The organism is Ornithinimicrobium murale, from assembly GCF_003352835.1.
GTDB lineage: Bacteria > Actinomycetota > Actinomycetes > Actinomycetales > Dermatophilaceae > Ornithinicoccus > Ornithinicoccus muralis.
Window position 1 is genome coordinate 22,080 of record NZ_QLVD01000011.1, and the last position, 15,611, is coordinate 37,690.

Annotated in this window: 13 protein-coding genes; 7 read left to right on the forward strand and 6 right to left on the reverse strand. The window is 70.0% G+C overall.

The genetic code is table 11. The features are described 5' to 3' along the window. Nucleotides 1–149 precede the first annotated feature (149 nt). The 3 genes from DPQ65_RS04715 to DPQ65_RS04725 all read right to left on the reverse strand — a co-directional run bounded on the left by DPQ65_RS04715 (nt 150) and on the right by DPQ65_RS04725 (nt 2,525). Entirely contained in the window at nt 150–1,181 is a 1,032-nt protein-coding gene (locus DPQ65_RS04715) for a hypothetical protein (RefSeq protein ID WP_162802009.1), read from the reverse strand. A 271-nt stretch (nt 1,182–1,452) separates the two neighbouring features. Then, nucleotides 1,453–1,641, reverse strand: a complete 189-nt coding sequence (locus DPQ65_RS04720) for a hypothetical protein (RefSeq protein ID WP_114906237.1) — start codon at nt 1,639–1,641, stop codon at nt 1,453–1,455. 329 nt (nt 1,642–1,970) lie between these two features. After that, on the reverse strand, nt 1,971–2,525 hold the full coding sequence (locus DPQ65_RS04725; protein ID WP_162802010.1) for a hypothetical protein: 555 nt from the start codon (nt 2,523–2,525) through the stop codon (nt 1,971–1,973). 353 nt (nt 2,526–2,878) lie between these two features. Between DPQ65_RS04725 and DPQ65_RS04730 the strand changes: the two genes are divergently transcribed. Beyond that, a complete protein-coding gene (locus DPQ65_RS04730) occupies nt 2,879–3,862 on the forward strand; it encodes a DUF2891 family protein (RefSeq protein WP_114906239.1) in 984 nt (327 codons plus the stop codon). Nucleotides 3,863–3,946: 84 nt separating this feature from the next. Here the strand turns inward: DPQ65_RS04730 and DPQ65_RS04735 are convergent, their stop codons facing one another. Beyond that, nucleotides 3,947–7,858 (reverse strand): cell wall-binding repeat-containing protein, encoded by a 3,912-nt coding sequence (locus DPQ65_RS04735; RefSeq protein ID WP_114906240.1) that lies wholly within the window; start codon nt 7,856–7,858, stop codon nt 3,947–3,949. Between the two features lie 139 nt (nt 7,859–7,997). On the opposite strand from DPQ65_RS04735, the gene DPQ65_RS04740 reads away from it, so the two are divergent. From DPQ65_RS04740 to DPQ65_RS04755, 4 genes are all read left to right on the forward strand, one after another. Further along, nucleotides 7,998–8,801 carry a CPBP family intramembrane glutamic endopeptidase gene (locus DPQ65_RS04740; protein ID WP_114906241.1) on the forward strand — a complete coding sequence of 268 codons (804 nt, stop codon included), beginning with the start codon at nt 7,998–8,000 and terminating at the stop codon, nt 8,799–8,801. A gap of 67 nt (nt 8,802–8,868) precedes the next feature. Continuing rightward, a complete protein-coding gene (locus DPQ65_RS04745; RefSeq protein ID WP_238146686.1) occupies nt 8,869–9,510 on the forward strand; it encodes a DedA family protein in 642 nt (213 codons plus the stop codon). Beyond that, on the forward strand, nt 9,507–9,995 hold the full coding sequence (locus DPQ65_RS04750) for a DUF4442 domain-containing protein (RefSeq protein WP_202863009.1): 489 nt from the start codon (nt 9,507–9,509) through the stop codon (nt 9,993–9,995). Before DPQ65_RS04745 ends, DPQ65_RS04750 begins: the two co-directional genes overlap by 4 nt. Nucleotides 9,996–10,036: 41 nt before the next feature. Continuing rightward, nucleotides 10,037–10,330: a GNAT family N-acetyltransferase gene (locus DPQ65_RS04755; protein WP_114906242.1), complete on the forward strand. Its 294-nt coding sequence runs from the start codon at nt 10,037–10,039 to the stop codon at nt 10,328–10,330. Between the two features lie 205 nt (nt 10,331–10,535). On the opposite strand, the gene DPQ65_RS04760 is transcribed toward DPQ65_RS04755, so the two are convergent. After that, complete coding sequence (locus tag DPQ65_RS04760; protein WP_114906243.1) at nt 10,536–11,102, reverse strand: protein-L-isoaspartate O-methyltransferase family protein; 567 nt, start codon at nt 11,100–11,102, stop codon at nt 10,536–10,538. Between the two features lie 19 nt (nt 11,103–11,121). On the opposite strand from DPQ65_RS04760, the gene DPQ65_RS04765 reads away from it, so the two are divergent. Then, nucleotides 11,122–11,688 carry a TIGR03086 family metal-binding protein gene (locus tag DPQ65_RS04765; protein ID WP_202863010.1) on the forward strand — a complete coding sequence of 189 codons (567 nt, stop codon included), beginning with the start codon at nt 11,122–11,124 and terminating at the stop codon, nt 11,686–11,688. A gap of 277 nt (nt 11,689–11,965) precedes the next feature. Here DPQ65_RS04765 and DPQ65_RS04770 read toward each other — a convergent pair whose 3' ends face one another. After that, the gene (locus tag DPQ65_RS04770; protein WP_162802011.1) at nt 11,966–13,069 is read right to left on the reverse strand and encodes a hypothetical protein; all 1,104 of its coding nucleotides are present in this window, start codon (nt 13,067–13,069) and stop codon (nt 11,966–11,968) included. Between the two features lie 362 nt (nt 13,070–13,431). On the opposite strand from DPQ65_RS04770, the gene DPQ65_RS04775 reads away from it, so the two are divergent. After that, nucleotides 13,432–15,591, forward strand: coding sequence for an MMPL family transporter (locus tag DPQ65_RS04775; RefSeq protein WP_114906246.1), 2,160 nt, complete (start codon nt 13,432–13,434; stop codon nt 15,589–15,591). Nucleotides 15,592–15,611 lie beyond the last annotated feature (20 nt).

Below are 15,611 nucleotides of genomic sequence, written 5' to 3' on the forward strand. Positions count from 1 at the left end.
GCGCACTGTGCGGACATCGTTGTGGCGTGTCGCGCGCTGGAGCGCGGAAACGGCACCGCCGATCCTGCACCAGCACGACACCGCTGACGACCTGCGGTGCGAACGCCCCGCAGTCGACGACGATCGGGCGCCGCCCAGCGCCGGGAAAGCTACGTGTCCTTCGAGCGATCGTGCCCACGCACGATCACGCCGGGGAGCCTGCGACCCCGATTGGCCGTGACCACACGACGGATCCGAGTCAGGACCTGCTCTGGGCGGCGTTCGATGCTGTTGGGCGTGACGGGCACCACGATCACCCGGTTCTCCACCATCGTGCCGTCCTTCTCCACGGTGGCGCTCCAGCGGTCCTTGCCCTGACTGTCAACTCCGGAGTGAAAGGCCTTGGAATGCACCTGGACGGCAATGCCACCATCTTCGAAGTAGGCGTCCGGCACCCCGATGACTACCTCGTCCGGAGTGCAGAGTTCGGTGTTCAACAGGCAGGGTGGCAGGCCTGGTTCAGCCCGAATCAGCTTCGCCAAGGCTGCCTCTGGCAGACTCCATGCGCCGGCGAGATAATCCTTGAGCGCCCGACGGACCGGCTGCAGCCCGTTGCGTGGCCTCTCCTCCAACTCGGTGCGCAAGCGATCTGGGTGGGTGAGTCGGCGCTGGAGTGCGGACATGGTGGCGCTCTGCAACGCCTCGCCGCGGAGTTGCTGGTGGACTGCCGCGTCACACAGCGCTCGAGCCACGTCTGTCAGGGGCACGCAGTCGCGGAAGGCAGCGACCGGCACTGGCCGAGTGGTCCGGACGGTGGAAACCCCAGCGGCTCGCCTCGAGCGGTGCGTGGTGGGCACCAAGAACAGGCAGGCGCCGAGCGAGGGCACGTCCAGGCCGTGACGTTGGAGGGCTACGCGACCGGTGAGCACGGCACCGTCTCCGGCCCACAGGAAGGCGGCAACCAGGCGGTCCTGGACGTCGAGCGGACCCAGGTGCGTGGCGAACACACGTGGGAGCACCAACTGGATCCGACGACCACGGGCATGGCGGATCGCGTCAGCGGTCCATCCGCGCTCGGAGAGTTGAGTCGATGTCAGGATGCACCGCTGCTCGGGGATACCCGGCATCGGGCGTGCCGGACCGAGAGGAGCGGCCGGTGGCGGTGGTCCGCCGTGGCGATCCGGGCGTGGCTGCTGAGACATGCAACTACTGTGCCGCGACTCAACGTCGAACGATCAGGGCCTGTGGACAGACGTCGGTCGGTGCTGGCGAACCTCACCCGAGGACGTGCCGGCTGGTGCCTCATCGTTGTTGCGCACCTGGTGTTCCAACCCCCGACACGCCGCAACGATAACGGCACGGTGCAGAACACGCGGTCGGTGTCGTGCTGGTGACGTGCCGGGTGAACGTTGCGGTCGGGTTGGTGGACGTGCCGCGTGAACGTTGCGGTCGGGTTGGTGGACGAGCAGTGACTCAGACGGCCTGGCTCACTGTCGTCACCACGGTCCGGTGATTTTCCCTGCTGTCAGGGGTGTCAGTGGTTGCAGCGGTGCCGGCGGCGAGGCCGATCAGGGCAGCCACGGTCAGCGCGACGATCGGCCAGATGGCCACCGGTCGAGCGACCGCGTGGGTCTCTGGTGGTGTGTCGAGAAGGATGTGCATCTAACCTGCTCCAGAACGAAAATCCTGCGAGGCTGGTGAGGCGGGAGTCTCCCGTCACGGGCGCCAGCCGGCGCGGGCACTCACGAGCGTGGCCCACCCGTGCGCGAGCGCCATTGTCGAGTCTACGCATGATCAGCCGCTTGCGACATCCTCCTAGAGGATGACATCACCCCGCCAGGAGGACGCCGCTCGCGTCAGCACCAGAGGCATCCGGCCAACCCGGGCATCCGGCCGCCAGCGCCAGAGGCATCCGGCACGTCAGCACTAAGGCCATCTGGCGCTGAGGTCCAGGCCGGCCGGTGCTCCCGACCAGTGACCCGATGACCAGATCAGCTGGTGCTCGCGCCCCCGGCGCCGAGGTCACTGGGCAACTTCGGGTCGGCGCAGAAGTTGAAGTCGGGCTTGGCGCCGGCGTGATAGCTGAACTGCTCGCCGTCGACCTCGAGGACCAGCAGGTGGCCGTCGACCAGGGCCATGGTGTAGCTCATGCCCGGCTTCGGGCAGCCCAGGCTGCCGTCGCTCCAGGTCACGGCGAAGTAGCCGGCCACGGTCACTGCCTCGGGCTCGACCGACTGGGCCTTGGCCAGGTCGGTGATCGCCGCTTGGACCTCGTCCTTGGCGATCACGTCGTCGGGCACCTCGTTGGTCGGCAGTTCGACAGAGCTGCCAGCCGTCGGCTTGTCCTCCTCGATGGGCTCCTCGGGCACAAGCGTCTCCTTGGCGTCGTCACTGCTGGTCTCTTCGTCGTCAGCCGGGGGCTGGGTCGCGCTCTCGCTCGGGCTGTCGGTCCCCGGCTCCTCGGTCTCTGATCCGCAGGCCCCCAGGCCCAGAGCAATGGTCAGCGCCAGCAGCGGGGCCACGGCGCGCATTCGGGAGTTCGTCATGGTTCTCACCTCTCGTCGGTTCCCGAGTGTATGACGTGTGCCCGGCATGCCTCGTTCCCTCCCCGCCGAAGAATTTTTGCTAGTGGCGGACCGGCCGGTCACAGCCACGGAGCGCAGGGACAGGAGTCTGGCGCAGGGACAGGAGTCTGGCGCCGGGACAGAGGCGGGGCGCCGACCCCCTGCGTCGGCGCCCCGTCCCCTGTTGCCCCAGGTGCACTTCCGAGGAAGTCCCCTCGCACCGGTGCGGGTCTTGCCCCAGACCCACACACCACAGAGACGTCGCGGGCGGCGGGTTCGTTGCACGCACTTGCTGTGACCTGTGTCACATCCCGGTGTCCGGGCAGGATAGATGCATGGATCAGCGCCTTCTCCAGATCGCCACCGAGGTCCTCCAACGGCCTTATCCCTACTCCTCGGGCCACGTCGCCACCGGCCCGGACGACACAGACATCACCCCGGAGCGGCTGCACCCCAGCTTCCATGGGGCCCTGGACTGGCACAGCTCGGTGCACATGCAGTGGTCGCTGGTGCACCTGCTCGGGCCGTATGCCGAGGGGCCGGCTCACCCGGCCCCCTCACCGGAGGCGCGGGCCGCCCGGGAGCTGCTGGACCAGCGGCTGAGGCCCGAGAACGTGCGCGTCGAGGCGGACTATCTGCGGGAGCGGCCCGCCTTCGAGCGGCCCTACGGCTGGGCCTGGGCCGCCATGCTGGGGTCGGCTGCTCGAGCGCATCCCACCTGGTCTGCAGCGCTGGCACCCCTGCTCGACACGATCGCCGACCACGTGCTGGCCTGGCTGCCACGTCAGGGCTATCCGATTCGCCACGGCAAGCACCAGAACGACGCCTTCGCGCTGCTGCTCCTGCGCCGCGCCTACGCCGAGCTCGGCCGCGACGATGTCGTGGCGGCCGCGAGTGACCGCGCTCGGGACTGGTTCGCCGGTGACGGGCCCGCCCACACAGCGGACGAGCCCTCCGGCAGCGACTTCCTCTCGCCCGCACTGACCGAGGCGGTGCTGATGCAGCAGGTGCTGGGCGAGGAGTTCGTGCCCTGGTTCGACCGCTTCCTCCCGGGGCTCGGGTCCGGCGCGCACGGACACCTGCTGGAGCCGCCCACCGTCCTGGACCCGACCGACGGCCAGGGCGCACACCTGCTCGGACTGGCGCTGTCCCGCGCCTGGCAGCTCCGTGCCCTGGCGAGGTCACTGCCCGAGGCGCGTGCCGGCATACTGCGCTCCTCGGCCGACCGACAGGTCGCCGCCGTCCTGCCGCACGTCACTGACGGTGACTTCATGGCCACCCACTGGCTGGTGAGCTTCCTGCTGCTCGCGCGGGAATGAGCAGACACAGAACGGGCCCGCCCTCTCGTGGAGAGGACGGGCCCGCTCAGGTGGTGATCAGTGGATCACCGGGTGATCAGACGCTCACGGGTTGACCGAGACCAGGGTCTGGCCGACGTCCGTGGAACCGTCGTTGTAGGTGACCGACCCCAGGTAGCGGGTCCCGGCGTCCAGACCGGTCCAGGCGACCGAGTAGTCGACCGTGCCACCGATGGTGGTGTCGGCCGACTCCGGGGTGACGGTGAGGTTGCCCTCGTCGCCGCCCACGTTCCAGAAGTAGGTCGGAACCGTGGCGGTGTCACCCGCGGCGCCGTCCCAGTAGTCCAGCGCGATGAGGTAGGTGCCCGGCTCGAGGCCGGACACGGTCACCATCTCGTCGGAACCACCGACCGCACTCTGTGCGATGACCTCACCTGCGCCGTTGGCCAGGTAGAGGTCGATGTCGATGTCCGCCGGGGTGGTCTCCGCGTGGACGGTGGCCACCCGCAGCGTGCTGGTGCCCTCTGGGACGACGTGCTCCACGATGACGTCGGCGATGCCGGCGCCACCACCCGGACCGTCCGAGGTGACCTCGATCGGCAGGACCTCGGCCGCGGCCAGGCCGCTGACCGCAGCGGTGATGGTGCCCTCGAACCCGGTGACGGCCTGGTAGTCGACCGAACCCTCCGTGGTGTCGCCGGAGACCTCGGCCGGAGCGGCCACGGCGGTCGGCTGCACCGCGATCGGGCTCTCCACCACGATGTCACCGTTCACCAGGCGCAGCTGCGCGAAGTGGTAGGTGTCGGGGGCGGCGCCGGTGGACTCGATGGTGACCTCGAAGGTCGCCTCGCCGCCGGCCGGGACCTCGATGGTCGAGGGCTCGACAGTGACGGACAGACCCTCGGGGGCCTCCACCTCAGCGGTGTAGGTGCCACCCTCGCCGGTCACGTCGGTGACCGTCCGGGTGACCGTCTGGACACCGGCGAGCTCACCGATGGAGATGCTCGGGTAGTTCAGGTCGCTCGGGTCGGTCGGCTCCTCCGGGCAGGGCGCAGCCAGCTGGCCGATCGCACAGGCGTAGGCCAGCCACTCGTCCCAGCCCGCGTCATAGACCAGGCCCGGGTTGTAGGACTGGCCCGGAACGACCTCACCGGCACCGAAGTCCAGCGGAGAGGCGTCCGCGCCGGAGCGCTGGATCGGGTCGCCGCTGTCCATCGTGTCGCGTGCGGTCGTCATCATGGCCGACTTGATCATCGCCGGGCTCCAGTCCGGGAACTCCTGCTTCATCAGCGCTGCCAGACCCGCGATGTGCGGGGCCGACATGGAGGTGCCGGAGATCTGGTTGAACGTCGGCTGCGAGGGGTCGGCGTGGTCGGCGTGATAGGCCGCCGCGATGTCGACACCCGGAGCGGTGATGTCCGGCTTGAGCAGGTCACCACCACCGGCCAGGGCCGGACCGAACGAGGAGAAGCCCGCCATCTCCGGGGCGTCCACCGGGTCGGTGGACTGCTCGGAGATGGTGACGACGGCCGGGTCGTTGGCCTCCACCCAGGCCTTGACCTCGGCACCGTCGGTGCCGTTCAGGTGGATCGAGGGCACGCTGTGGAAGTCGGCGTTGAGCGACTCGGCATCGGTGTTGTTGACCTGGATCATGCCGATGCCGCCGGACTCGGCGACCTCCTGGCTCTTCTCCACGCGGGCGTTGGCGCCGCGGGTGCAGAGGACGATGTTGCCCTCTGCGGCCGCGTCGTCCACCGAACCGAGCAGGCAGAGGGCTGCGTCCTCGGCGGTGGAGCCGTCTGCGGGGATGGTCGCAGCGTCCACGACGTTGCCGGTCACGCCCTCACCGACACCGATACCGGTGTAGGTCGGGGCGTCGTCGCCGGCGTTGAGGAGTGTCTCGATCGCGGTCTGGACGCCCGCGGTGATCGCGACCTCGCCACCGAGCACGGTCGCGCTCTGCGGGTCGAGGCGGGTGAGCTCAGTGCCGGTCGCGGACGGCAGGTGGTCCTGCTGGGTCAGCAGGACCGGGACACCGAGGTCAGCGGCGCGCGCGCTGCCGGACAGGGCGTCCGGCCAGTTCTGACCGCTGGCGACCAGGGCGGTCTCCGGGGACTCGACCCCGAAGGCCTGCGAGATCAGCGTGGCGGTCTCGTAGCGGTCGTCACCAGCCACGCGTGTGCCGCCCAGCTCGGCGAGGACGTCGTCGTTGACGGCGACCTCGCCACCCAGCACGACGACCTCGGCGTCCGCGGCGTCCGCGGAGGCCAGGTACTCGGCCAGGACGTTCGGGACATGGTCGGCCTGGGTCAGGACGACGGGGTAGCCCTCGTAGCCGGCCAGGGCGGCGCCGGTCAGGGCGTCCGGGTAGTCCTGGCCGCTGGCGACGTAGACCTTGTCGACCGGGCCGTACATCTCGGCGATGGCGACGGCGGTCTCGTAGCGGTTGGCGCCCTCCACGCGGCTGACGTCACCGTAGGCGCCGATCTCCTCGGCGGTCTCGTCGTCGATGGCGCTGTTGCCACCGAGCAGCACGATGTTGTCCGGGCCGATCGACTCCAGGGCGTCCCTGGTCGCCTGCGGCAGGTGGTCCGGACGGGACAGCAGGACCGGAGCAGCGGCGAGGGCCTCGGCCGGGGCGATACCGGGCGCGATGCCGCCGGAGGCCGGAGCGGAGCCGGCCAGGGCGTCGGCGTACTCGTCGCCCGTTGCCACATAGACGGTGTCGACACCGTCGCCGAACTCGGCTGCCACCAGGGCGGCCGTCTCGTAGCGGTCTGCACCACCCTGGCGCTCAACCGGCACCTCGGCGGACTCGCCGAGGGTGACGGTCTTGACCGCACCACGGTTGTGGGTGCTCGCGGCAACCGTCATCGTCCAGGGCGCGTTGTGCGCGACCGAGGAGACACCGACCGTGTCACCGGAGTTGCCGGCGGAGGTGGACACGAAGATGCCCGCGTCGGCGGCGAACAGGAAGGCCTGCTCGTCCGGGCCCACGATGCTGGTGCTGGAGCCGGAGATCGAGTAGTTGATGACGTCCACACCGTCGGCGACGGCGTCGTCGATGGCGGCGACCAGGCCGGCGGTGGTGCCGGAGCCGTTGCCGTCTGCCGTCATCCACAGGCCCTTGTAGACCGCGATCTGGGCAGCGGGGGCCATACCGGAGGCCTGGCCCAGGTCGTGGCCCATGATGGACAGCGCCACGTCGTGGTTGCCGGCCGAGGTGCCGGCGGTGTGCGAGCCGTGACCGTTGTAGTCACGGGCGGACTCGAACTCCTCGGGAATGACCGTGTTGCCGAACTCGGCGCCGTAGTAGCGGGCACCGATGAGCTTGTTGTTGCACTCGAAGGCCGCGAAGTGGTCGACCCCTGCGTTGTCACAGTCGCCGGCCCAGTCCTCGGGGGCGGGGTCGAAACCCTCGCCGGAGAAGCTCGGGTTCAGCGGGTCGATGCCCGTGTCGATGACACCCACGACGATGCCGTCGCCGGCGTTCGCGACGCCGTCGAAGTGCTCCTGCCACACGCCGTCGTCGCCCGAGAGCCCGAGGTAGTCCGGGGTCTGCACGGTGTCGGCGTGCCGGATCTCGTCCTCCCAGACCTGCAGGACGCCCGGGGCCTTGCGCATGTGCGCGGCCTCGACGTTGTTCATCTTCACGGCGAAGCCGCTCAGCGCGGTCTCATAGGTGGTGACGACGTCGGAGGAGCTCAGGCCGATGGTGTCCAGCACCTCGGCACGCTGAGCGTCCAGGTAGGAGGTGTAGGCCTGTGCCGCAGCGCTGTCGACATCGACCTTCTCACCTGCCTTGGGGGCAGTGGCCGCCAGGCCGTTGCCGCCGTCGAAGGCGACCAGCGGCTGGTCCGCCAGTTGGACGATATAGGTCTTCGTCTCACCGGGCTGGAGGTCGGTCGTCACGTCGGCCTGAGCCGTCATGGTGCCGATCGCCAGCGGCGAGACTACGACCGCGGAGGCGGCGAACGCGGCAATCCGCGCTCGCTTCCCGGGGTTAGCAGTACGCACGTGGGATCCTTATCTCGAAGGGGATTCGCCGCACTCCACCCGGGCACGCCGAGACAGCGGTGGCAGGCGGGTGCCCTGGCAGTCTCACGGGCGCGGCGAGCATTGTCTAGGTTCGTTCCCCAATCGTTACCTTGGACGCATGCCTCTGCCGCCTGATCCTCTCCCGCCGGTCCGTGAGCGCACCGGCGCTCCGTCGGCGGCTCGGCGCAGGCTGCTCACCGAGACCCTCCTGGTCCTCGGTGTCAGCCTGGGTGCCTCGGCGATCTGGTCGCTGCTCTCGCTGCTGCGCAAACTGACTGCCCCTGCTCCGCTGTCGCAGCAGACCACCGCGATGAACACGTCCCGCGCCCCCGAACGTCCCTGGCTGGACCTGGCCTACCAGTTGGCCGACATCCTGCTGCCCCTGGTGCCCGTGGCCCTGGCCCTGTTCCTGCTTGCCCAGCACTTTCCCCGGCCTCGCCAGGTGATGGGGCTGGACCTGGCCAGGCCAGCCCTCGACATACTGGCTGGTCTGGGGTTGGCCGCCGTCATCGGGCTGCCGGGACTGGCGCTCTATCTGCTGGCTCGGGAGCTCGGGGTGAACACCACGATCAGTGCTTCTGGGCTGCCCTCCATCTGGTGGGGTATCCCGGTGCTGGTGCTTGCCGCGATCGGCAACGCGCTGCTGGAGGAGGTGGTGATGGTCGGTTACCTGTTCACCCGGTGGGCCCAGGCCGGCTGGTCCACCGCCACGATCATCCTCACCAGTGCGCTGGTGCGTGGCAGCTACCACCTCTACCAGGGCTTCGGCGGCTTCGTCGGCAACATCGCGATGGGTCTCATTCTGGGGCTGGTCTATGCCCGAACCCGCCGGGTGATGCCGCTGGTCATCGCCCACACGGTGCTCGACATCGTGGCCTTCGTCGGCTATGCCCTCGTGGCGCCGCACGTGTCCTGGTTGTGAGGATGCCGGAACCGGTCGCGGCCTCGGATAGTTTTGCCTCCACAGGAGGCAGGGAGGTGAGGTTGGGATGATCGAGGCGATTAACGAGTTCGTGACCACGCACGCGGACTCGCAGTGGGTGCTGTGGGTGGTCTTCGGGCTCTGCATCGTCGACGGCTTCTTCCCGCCGCTGCCGAGCGAGTCGATCGTCGTCGGACTGGCCGCCGCGGCGGTCTCGGTCGGCTATCCCAACCTGTGGCTGGTCTTCGTCGCCGCGGCGGGAGGCGCCTTCATCGGCGATAACATCGCCTACACGATCGGCAGACACTGGCTCACCGGGCTCGCCGACAGTCCGCGCCCCCGGATCCGCCGGACCATGGACTGGGCCGCCGGCCAGCTCGCCCGGCGCGGGGCGGTCATCATCATGGCCGCCCGGTATATCCCCGTCGGTCGCGTCGCCGTCAACATCACCGCCGGCGCCACCCGTTTCCCGCGGTGGCTGTTCGTCATCCTCGATGCGGTCGCGGCGGTCAGCTGGGCTGCCTACTCCATCGCCATTGGGACTGTGGCCGGCCAGTGGCTGGATGACAACCCGCTGCTGGCCATGGCGGTCGCCGTCACCGGTGGCGTGCTGCTCGGCCTGTTGCTGGAGCGTGTGCTCAAACTGCTCACCGGGTCACCGGACGGGTCCGGGAGCCAGCAGGCACCGCGGGCCGAGGAGAACGCGTGAGACTGCCCAGCTGGCAGAGTTTCGGGGCCAACCACCGCCTGCTGCGGCACGGCCTGAACATCTGGCCGCCGTTTGCCGCTGCGGGGATCCGGGTCGAGGAGCTGTCCGAGGACTTCCGCTACGCCCGGGTGGCGCTGCGGATGCGCCCGCTGAACCGCAACTATGTGGGCACCCACTTCGGCGGCTCCCTGTTCGCGATGACCGACCCGTTCTGGATGTTTCTCGTCCTGCGCAACCTCGGGCCCGGCTATGTCGTCTGGGACAAGGCCGCCGAGATCGAGTTCGTCTCGCCGGGCCGGACGACCGTCCACGCCGAGTTCCGCATCACCGAGGAGCACCTCGCGGAGCTCCGCGAGGCGGCGGAGGATGGAAGCAAGGTGCTGCGCTGGTTCGAGACCGACGTCCTGGCTGTCGACGGCACGCTCGTCGCGCGGGTCCGCAAGCAGCTCTATGTGCGCCGCAAGCGGGAGAAGATCGCGGCCTGATCGGGCTGCGACCGGGGCCCTGCACGTGACAGAGTGGCGTGATGAGTGAAGTCACCGTCGTCAACAACCCGGCAGAGTCGCGCTTCGAGGCGCAGCTGGCGGGCGAGGTCGTCGGCCGCATCGAGTACGCCACCGTCGGCAACAGCATCGACCTGCGGCACACCGCCATCGAGCCCGGCCACGAGGGCGAGGGCATCGGCTCGACGCTGGTCCGCGGCACGCTGGACTACCTCCAGGTCGACAAGCCGAACCTCAAGGTGATCCCGAGCTGCCCGTTCGTCAAGAGCTATATCGACCGCCACCCGGACTATCGGCCTCTCCTGGACCCGCGCTAGCCCGAGACGTCCCAACCCCGACCGAGCGCGTGGGCGCCCGGTCAAAACCCCGACCGAGCGCGTGGGCGCCCGGTCAAAACCCCGACCGAGCGCGTGGGCGCCTGGTCAAAACCCCGACCGAGCGCGTGGGCGCCTGGTCAAAACCCCGACCGAGCGCGTGGGCGCCTGGTCAAAACCCCGACCGAGCGCGTGGGCGCCCGACGAGTCAGCGCAGGGGCACGAACTGGTAGTGGCCGGGGGCAGTCTCCCGGCCCTCATGGGTGATCCGCACCAGCCGACCTGCCAGGGGCAGCACCATCGCACCCTCGGGGGCGAGCTGGTCCAGGAGATCCTGCGGGACGGTGTTGGTTGCGGCTGAGACCAGGATCCGGTCGAACGGTCCGTCCTCGGGTGACCCGAGCGCTCCGGGGACGGCCACGCGGACCCGGGCATTCGGCATACCGGCCAGGGCTGCTGCGCTGCGCCGCACCAGCGGCTCCTCCAGCTCCACCCCGAGCACCGACCCCTCCGGCCCGACCAGGCGTGCCAGGATGGCGGTCGTCCAGCCCGACCCACTGCCCACGTCGAGCACCCGGTCGCCGGGTCGGGCCGCGAGCAGCTCGAGCATCGCCCGGACCGTGCTGGGTTGGGAGTTGGTGGCGCCGTAGCCGATCTCCAGGGCGCGGTCCTGGTCGACGAACCGGCGCGCGGCCCGTGGCAGAAAGTCGGCGCGTGGGGTCAGCTCCATGGCCCTGGTCACCGGATCAGGACCGGGGTGGCTGTGCCTGCCCATGCCCCCTAGTCTGGCGCAGGTGAGCACAGTGATCGAGTTGATCCCGGAGGCATCCCGCGTCGTGACCGATCTGCCCCTGGAGGGGCAGTGGGAACGGCCGACACCGTGCGAGGGGTGGAATGTCCGCGATCTGTTGAACCACCTGACCTCAGAGCACCTCTGGGCGCCCCATCTGCTGCGCGGGGAGACGCTGGACCAGGTCGGCTCGCGCTATGACGTCGACCTGCTCGGTCAGGACCCGATGGGTGCCTGGCGGCGGGCCATCACCTCCTCCGTGCTGGCCTGGGGACAGGCGGACGAGGGCGGTGCCGTGCACACTTCGATGGGCCAGATTCCGTTGGAGGAGTACGCCTCTCAGATGCTCGTCGATCTCACCGTCCACGCCTGGGACCTGGCGCGGGCGGTAGGGGTGCGCCCCCACCTGGTCGCGGACGCCGTCGAGGAGTGTCTGGCCTATGAGCGGCCACGCGTCGGTGCCGGCGAGGTGCCGGGGATCTTCGCCGCGCCGGTGCGCACCGAGTCCGAGAGCCGGGTCGACCAGCTGGTGGCCCTGCTCGGCCGCGACCCGGCCTGGGCGCCCGCCTGAGGTCGCCGCCATCCGGGCCCACCGGGACCACCGGGGACCCGCCCACCGGGCCCACCGGGCACCCGGGCACCCGGGCCCCCGGGCACCCGGGCCCACCGGGCACACCGGGCACCCGGGCCCCATGGCCACCGGAGACCCGCCCACCGCGCCCCCGCCCCTCGCCTGGAGCCTCGAACGGCTCTTGGAGCCTGCCGTGGCGGGCTGTCAGAACCGGCATGCGCTGTCAGTTGGAGTCGAAGTGGGCTGTCGGTTGCGCTGTCGGGCTTGGCGCTGCGGATCAGGTGCCCTGGGTGTCCTCCACGCGAGGTGAACTGACGCTGTCGGCGTCGACCGGTGCGGTGCGTGCCCACGGCGGTGGCTCGGCAGAACGGTGCAGCGCGCTCGGCTGAGCCTGCTGCTGAGCTTTCGCAATGATCGTGCGGATCTTCTCCGCGGTGAGCGTCGACGATGTCACCCGGCCAACGCCAAAGCCATCCAGGCGCAGGTCGTCCTCGCGAGACTTCTCATCGCTCAACGTCTGACGGGCGCCGCCTGCCTGGCGAGCGTCGTCAGGGCGCCCGGAATCGCGCCCGCCGGTGTACTTGACCTGGCCGTCGTACTCGAGGACGACACCCAGCGCGGGGAGGTAAAAGTCGACGCGGTAGTAGGTGAAGGATTCGCCGATCCGGATCCAGTGTTGCGCGCGAAAGCGGACACCGAGTTCAATGAGAACGAGACGCAGGCGGGTCTCACCGGGGGACTCAGCCAGCCCGTCAGTGAGCTCGAGGGCACGCCGGGCCAGAGCAAGGCCCGGACTGTGCCGCAGTCTCTCCACCATCTCGCTGAGTTCCGTCCGGGTCGTGCGTCGGGCCACGATTGCGGCGTCCATGCACCCGACTCCGGCGATGAGGCCCACCTCCATCGCCTGGCCGATTGCTGCCAGCGCGGGGATGACGACAAGACGTCCCTCGTGCCGGGTGATGACGTCGTCGAGCTTGCACGTGTGCACGCTGTGTGTCTCTCGGCGGCGGGCCGTGCGTCCGTGTTGTGTGTGGACGAGATGGATGCGCTTCAGCGAGCTCCTCGCCGTGGGCAACCCCCACGCGAGGACGGCACTCTGATGACTCGCAGCGACCTTCGAGCCGTGCAGGCGAAGGAGCGCATCCAGCCGAAGCAGGTGCTGGTGCTCTGCGAGAGCGAAGTCGCGCAGCGGCTTGCCGTCTCGCACCGGAGTCTGCAGTGCGGCCGTGCGGACGTAAGCGCCAATGGCGACACGCGTCAGCGTGTCGTCCCGGTACAGCTTCTTCAGCACGGTCGGGCTGCATCCCAGCTGGGCCGCCTCCGGGACGGTGATCACGTCGTTGCCAGGGCCGTCAAGAAATCGCAGGATGTGCTGATTCACCCTGGTGATTCTGGCCATTCTCGGCGACCTCCGGGATGGGGCTGTGGATAAGTCGTCGTCGCCCGCCGTGTCGCGCACGCGTCTGAGAGCACTTCCCGGTTCTGGACGCGCGCCACGGCAGGCTCCAAGAACGCCGAGGCGCTCTAAGAACCGAGATCCCGCGCCGGCGGCGGTGTCAAGGGACGGTGGGGATCGCTGGTGGAGGTGAGCTGGCGTGGTCGGTGGGTGCTTGCGGCCAGCGTCTGCGCTGCGCTGTCAACCCGTGGGCCTCAACCTTTCGGTTGACCCCGGGTCTGACCGCACGATCGATGTGCTGAGGCTGGATCGGCGATGTCCTGGGATCTCACGATCCCAGGAGAGAGATGTCCCAGCTCACGACCGAAGGCCAGCACCACGACCGTCTGACACACGGACCCACCCACGGGAAGACGGGCGTAGGCGCAGAGCCTCCGTCGGCCTCCAGCCGCGGCGGGCTGCCCAGCGGCCTGGCCCGGTTCCTCAGTGCTCGCCGCGGCGCCTGGATCGTGCTGGCCGTCGCCCTGGCGCTCAGCGCGATCGTCCTCGGGCCGCTCCGGGCCACGGAGGCTCCGCCCCGCGGGGACTCGGTCCCGGCCGGTGCCGAGTCGGCGGTGGCGGCGCAGGTCAGGCAGACCTTCCCGGGCAGTGACGTCGCGCCCGTGCTGGTCGTCCTGGACCGGGGTGGCGACCCGTTGGAGCAGGCCGACCTCGCGGCGGCTGCGGCCATGGGTGAGGCGCTGGCCGAGGTGACCGGCCACGAGGTGTCACCGGTCATCCCCGCTGAGGACGGCGCCGCGGCGCTGCTCTCGACGCCCATCACCCTCGGTGCCGACAACTCCGCCACGGCCGAGGTCGTCGAACAGGTGCGCGCCACGGTCGACGAGCACGGGGTGACCGGCCTGAACGCGCAGGTGACGGGTGGCCCGGCCTTTGGCGCCGACATCGCCTCCAGCTTCGACGGGGCGGACCTCACCCTGTTGTTGGTCACCGTCGGCATCGTCGCGGTGCTGCTCATCGGGACCTATCGCTCACCGGTGCTCTTCCTGGTGCCGCTGCTGGTGGTCGGGGTCGCCGACCAGCTGGCAGCGGTCCTGACCAGCTGGCTCGGGACGACCTTCGACCTGCAGTTCGACGGCGGCATCATCAGCGTGCTGGTCTTCGGGGCCGGCACCAACTATGCGTTGTTGCTGATCAGCCGCTACCGCGAGGAGCTCCGTCGGCACGAGGACCACCGGGCGGCCCTCGCCGCGGCCTGGCGGGGCGCGGCACCGGCCATCCTCGCCAGCAACCTCACCGTGGTCCTCGCCCTCCTGACGCTGGCCCTGGCGACCCTGCCCGGCACGCACGGACTCGGCATCGCCTCGGCCGCAGGTCTGGTGGTTGCCCTGGCCGCGGCCCTGCTGGTGCTGCCCGCCGCCCTCGCGGTCTGTGGGCGCCGGATCTTCTGGCCGTTCATCCCGAGGGCCGGTCAGGCCGACCCGCAGGCGACCGGCATCTGGTCGCGCATCGCGCACTTCGTGGTCGGTCGCCCCACCCAGGTGGTGGTGGCCGCGGTCCTGGCGCTCGGCATACTTGCCTCCGGGTTGCTCGGCACCCAGGTCGGCCTGACCCAGACCGAGAAGTTCCGGGTCGCCTCGGAGTCCGCGGCGGGACTGGAGACGCTGGCCGAGCACTATCCGGCGGGTGAGGCGGCGCCTGTTCAGGTCTACGCTCGCCCCGCCGAGGCCGACCGGGTCGCCACGGAGCTGGGTCAACTGGACGGCATCGTGCGCGTGCAGCCGACGCGGACCGATGAGTGGTCGCGGTTCACCGTGGTCGGTGAGGCAGCGCCCGGGACGCCGGAGGCGGAGGGGCTGGTCACCGCGATCCGGGACACGGTGACCGACCCGGAGGTGCCGGTCGAGGAGCGGGCAGTGCTCGTGGGTGGTGCCAACGCGCAGGCCCTGGACGAGGCGCGTGCGGCCGACCGGGACCTCATCGTGGTCGCCCCCTTGGTGCTGCTGGTCGCGCTCGCGGTGCTGGTGGTGCTGCTGCGGTCGGTGCTGGCCCCGGTGCTGCTGCTGGTGGTCAACGTCGCCAGCGCGGCCGCCGCGATCGGCGCCGGGGCCTGGTTGGGTCGCGTGGTGTTCGGCTTCCCCGCGCTCGACGTGCTGGTGCCGCTGCTGGCCTTCCTGTTCCTGGTCGCCCTCGGGATCGACTACACGATCTTCCTGGTGCACCGGGCCCGTCACGAGGCGCTGACCCACGGCACCCGGGAGGGGATGGTCCGGGCGGTCGCGCACACCGGTGCCGTCATCACCAGCGCCGGCATCGTGCTGGCCGGTGTCTTCGCCGCCCTGGGCGTGCTGCCGCTGGTCACCCTCGGCCAGCTCGGCCTGATCGTCGGCGTCGGAGTCCTGCTGGACACGCTGCTGGTCAGGGCGGTGCTGGTGCCGGCCATCTTCGCGCTCGTCGGGGAGCGGATCTGGTGGCCGAGTGCGCCAGCCGGCCGCTCCGGGGCCTGACTGGCCGGAGGTCTGGTGGT

Excerpts from the sequence above, each read along its gene's own strand:
- DPQ65_RS04715 (WP_162802009.1), bottom strand. The coding sequence starts at position 1,181 with ATGTCTCAGCAGCCACGCCCGGATCGCCACGGCGGACCACCGCCACCG.
- DPQ65_RS04720 (WP_114906237.1), bottom strand. The coding sequence starts at position 1,641 with ATGCACATCCTTCTCGACACACCACCAGAGACCCACGCGGTCGCTCGA.
- DPQ65_RS04725 (WP_162802010.1), bottom strand. The coding sequence starts at position 2,525 with ATGACGAACTCCCGAATGCGCGCCGTGGCCCCGCTGCTGGCGCTGACC.
- DPQ65_RS04730 (WP_114906239.1), top strand. The coding sequence starts at position 2,879 with ATGGATCAGCGCCTTCTCCAGATCGCCACCGAGGTCCTCCAACGGCCT.
- DPQ65_RS04740 (WP_114906241.1), top strand. The coding sequence starts at position 7,998 with ATGCCTCTGCCGCCTGATCCTCTCCCGCCGGTCCGTGAGCGCACCGGC.
- DPQ65_RS04745 (WP_238146686.1), top strand. The coding sequence starts at position 8,869 with ATGATCGAGGCGATTAACGAGTTCGTGACCACGCACGCGGACTCGCAG.
- DPQ65_RS04755 (WP_114906242.1), top strand. The coding sequence starts at position 10,037 with ATGAGTGAAGTCACCGTCGTCAACAACCCGGCAGAGTCGCGCTTCGAG.
- DPQ65_RS04760 (WP_114906243.1), bottom strand. The coding sequence starts at position 11,102 with ATGGGCAGGCACAGCCACCCCGGTCCTGATCCGGTGACCAGGGCCATG.
- DPQ65_RS04775 (WP_114906246.1), top strand. The coding sequence starts at position 13,432 with ATGTCCCAGCTCACGACCGAAGGCCAGCACCACGACCGTCTGACACAC.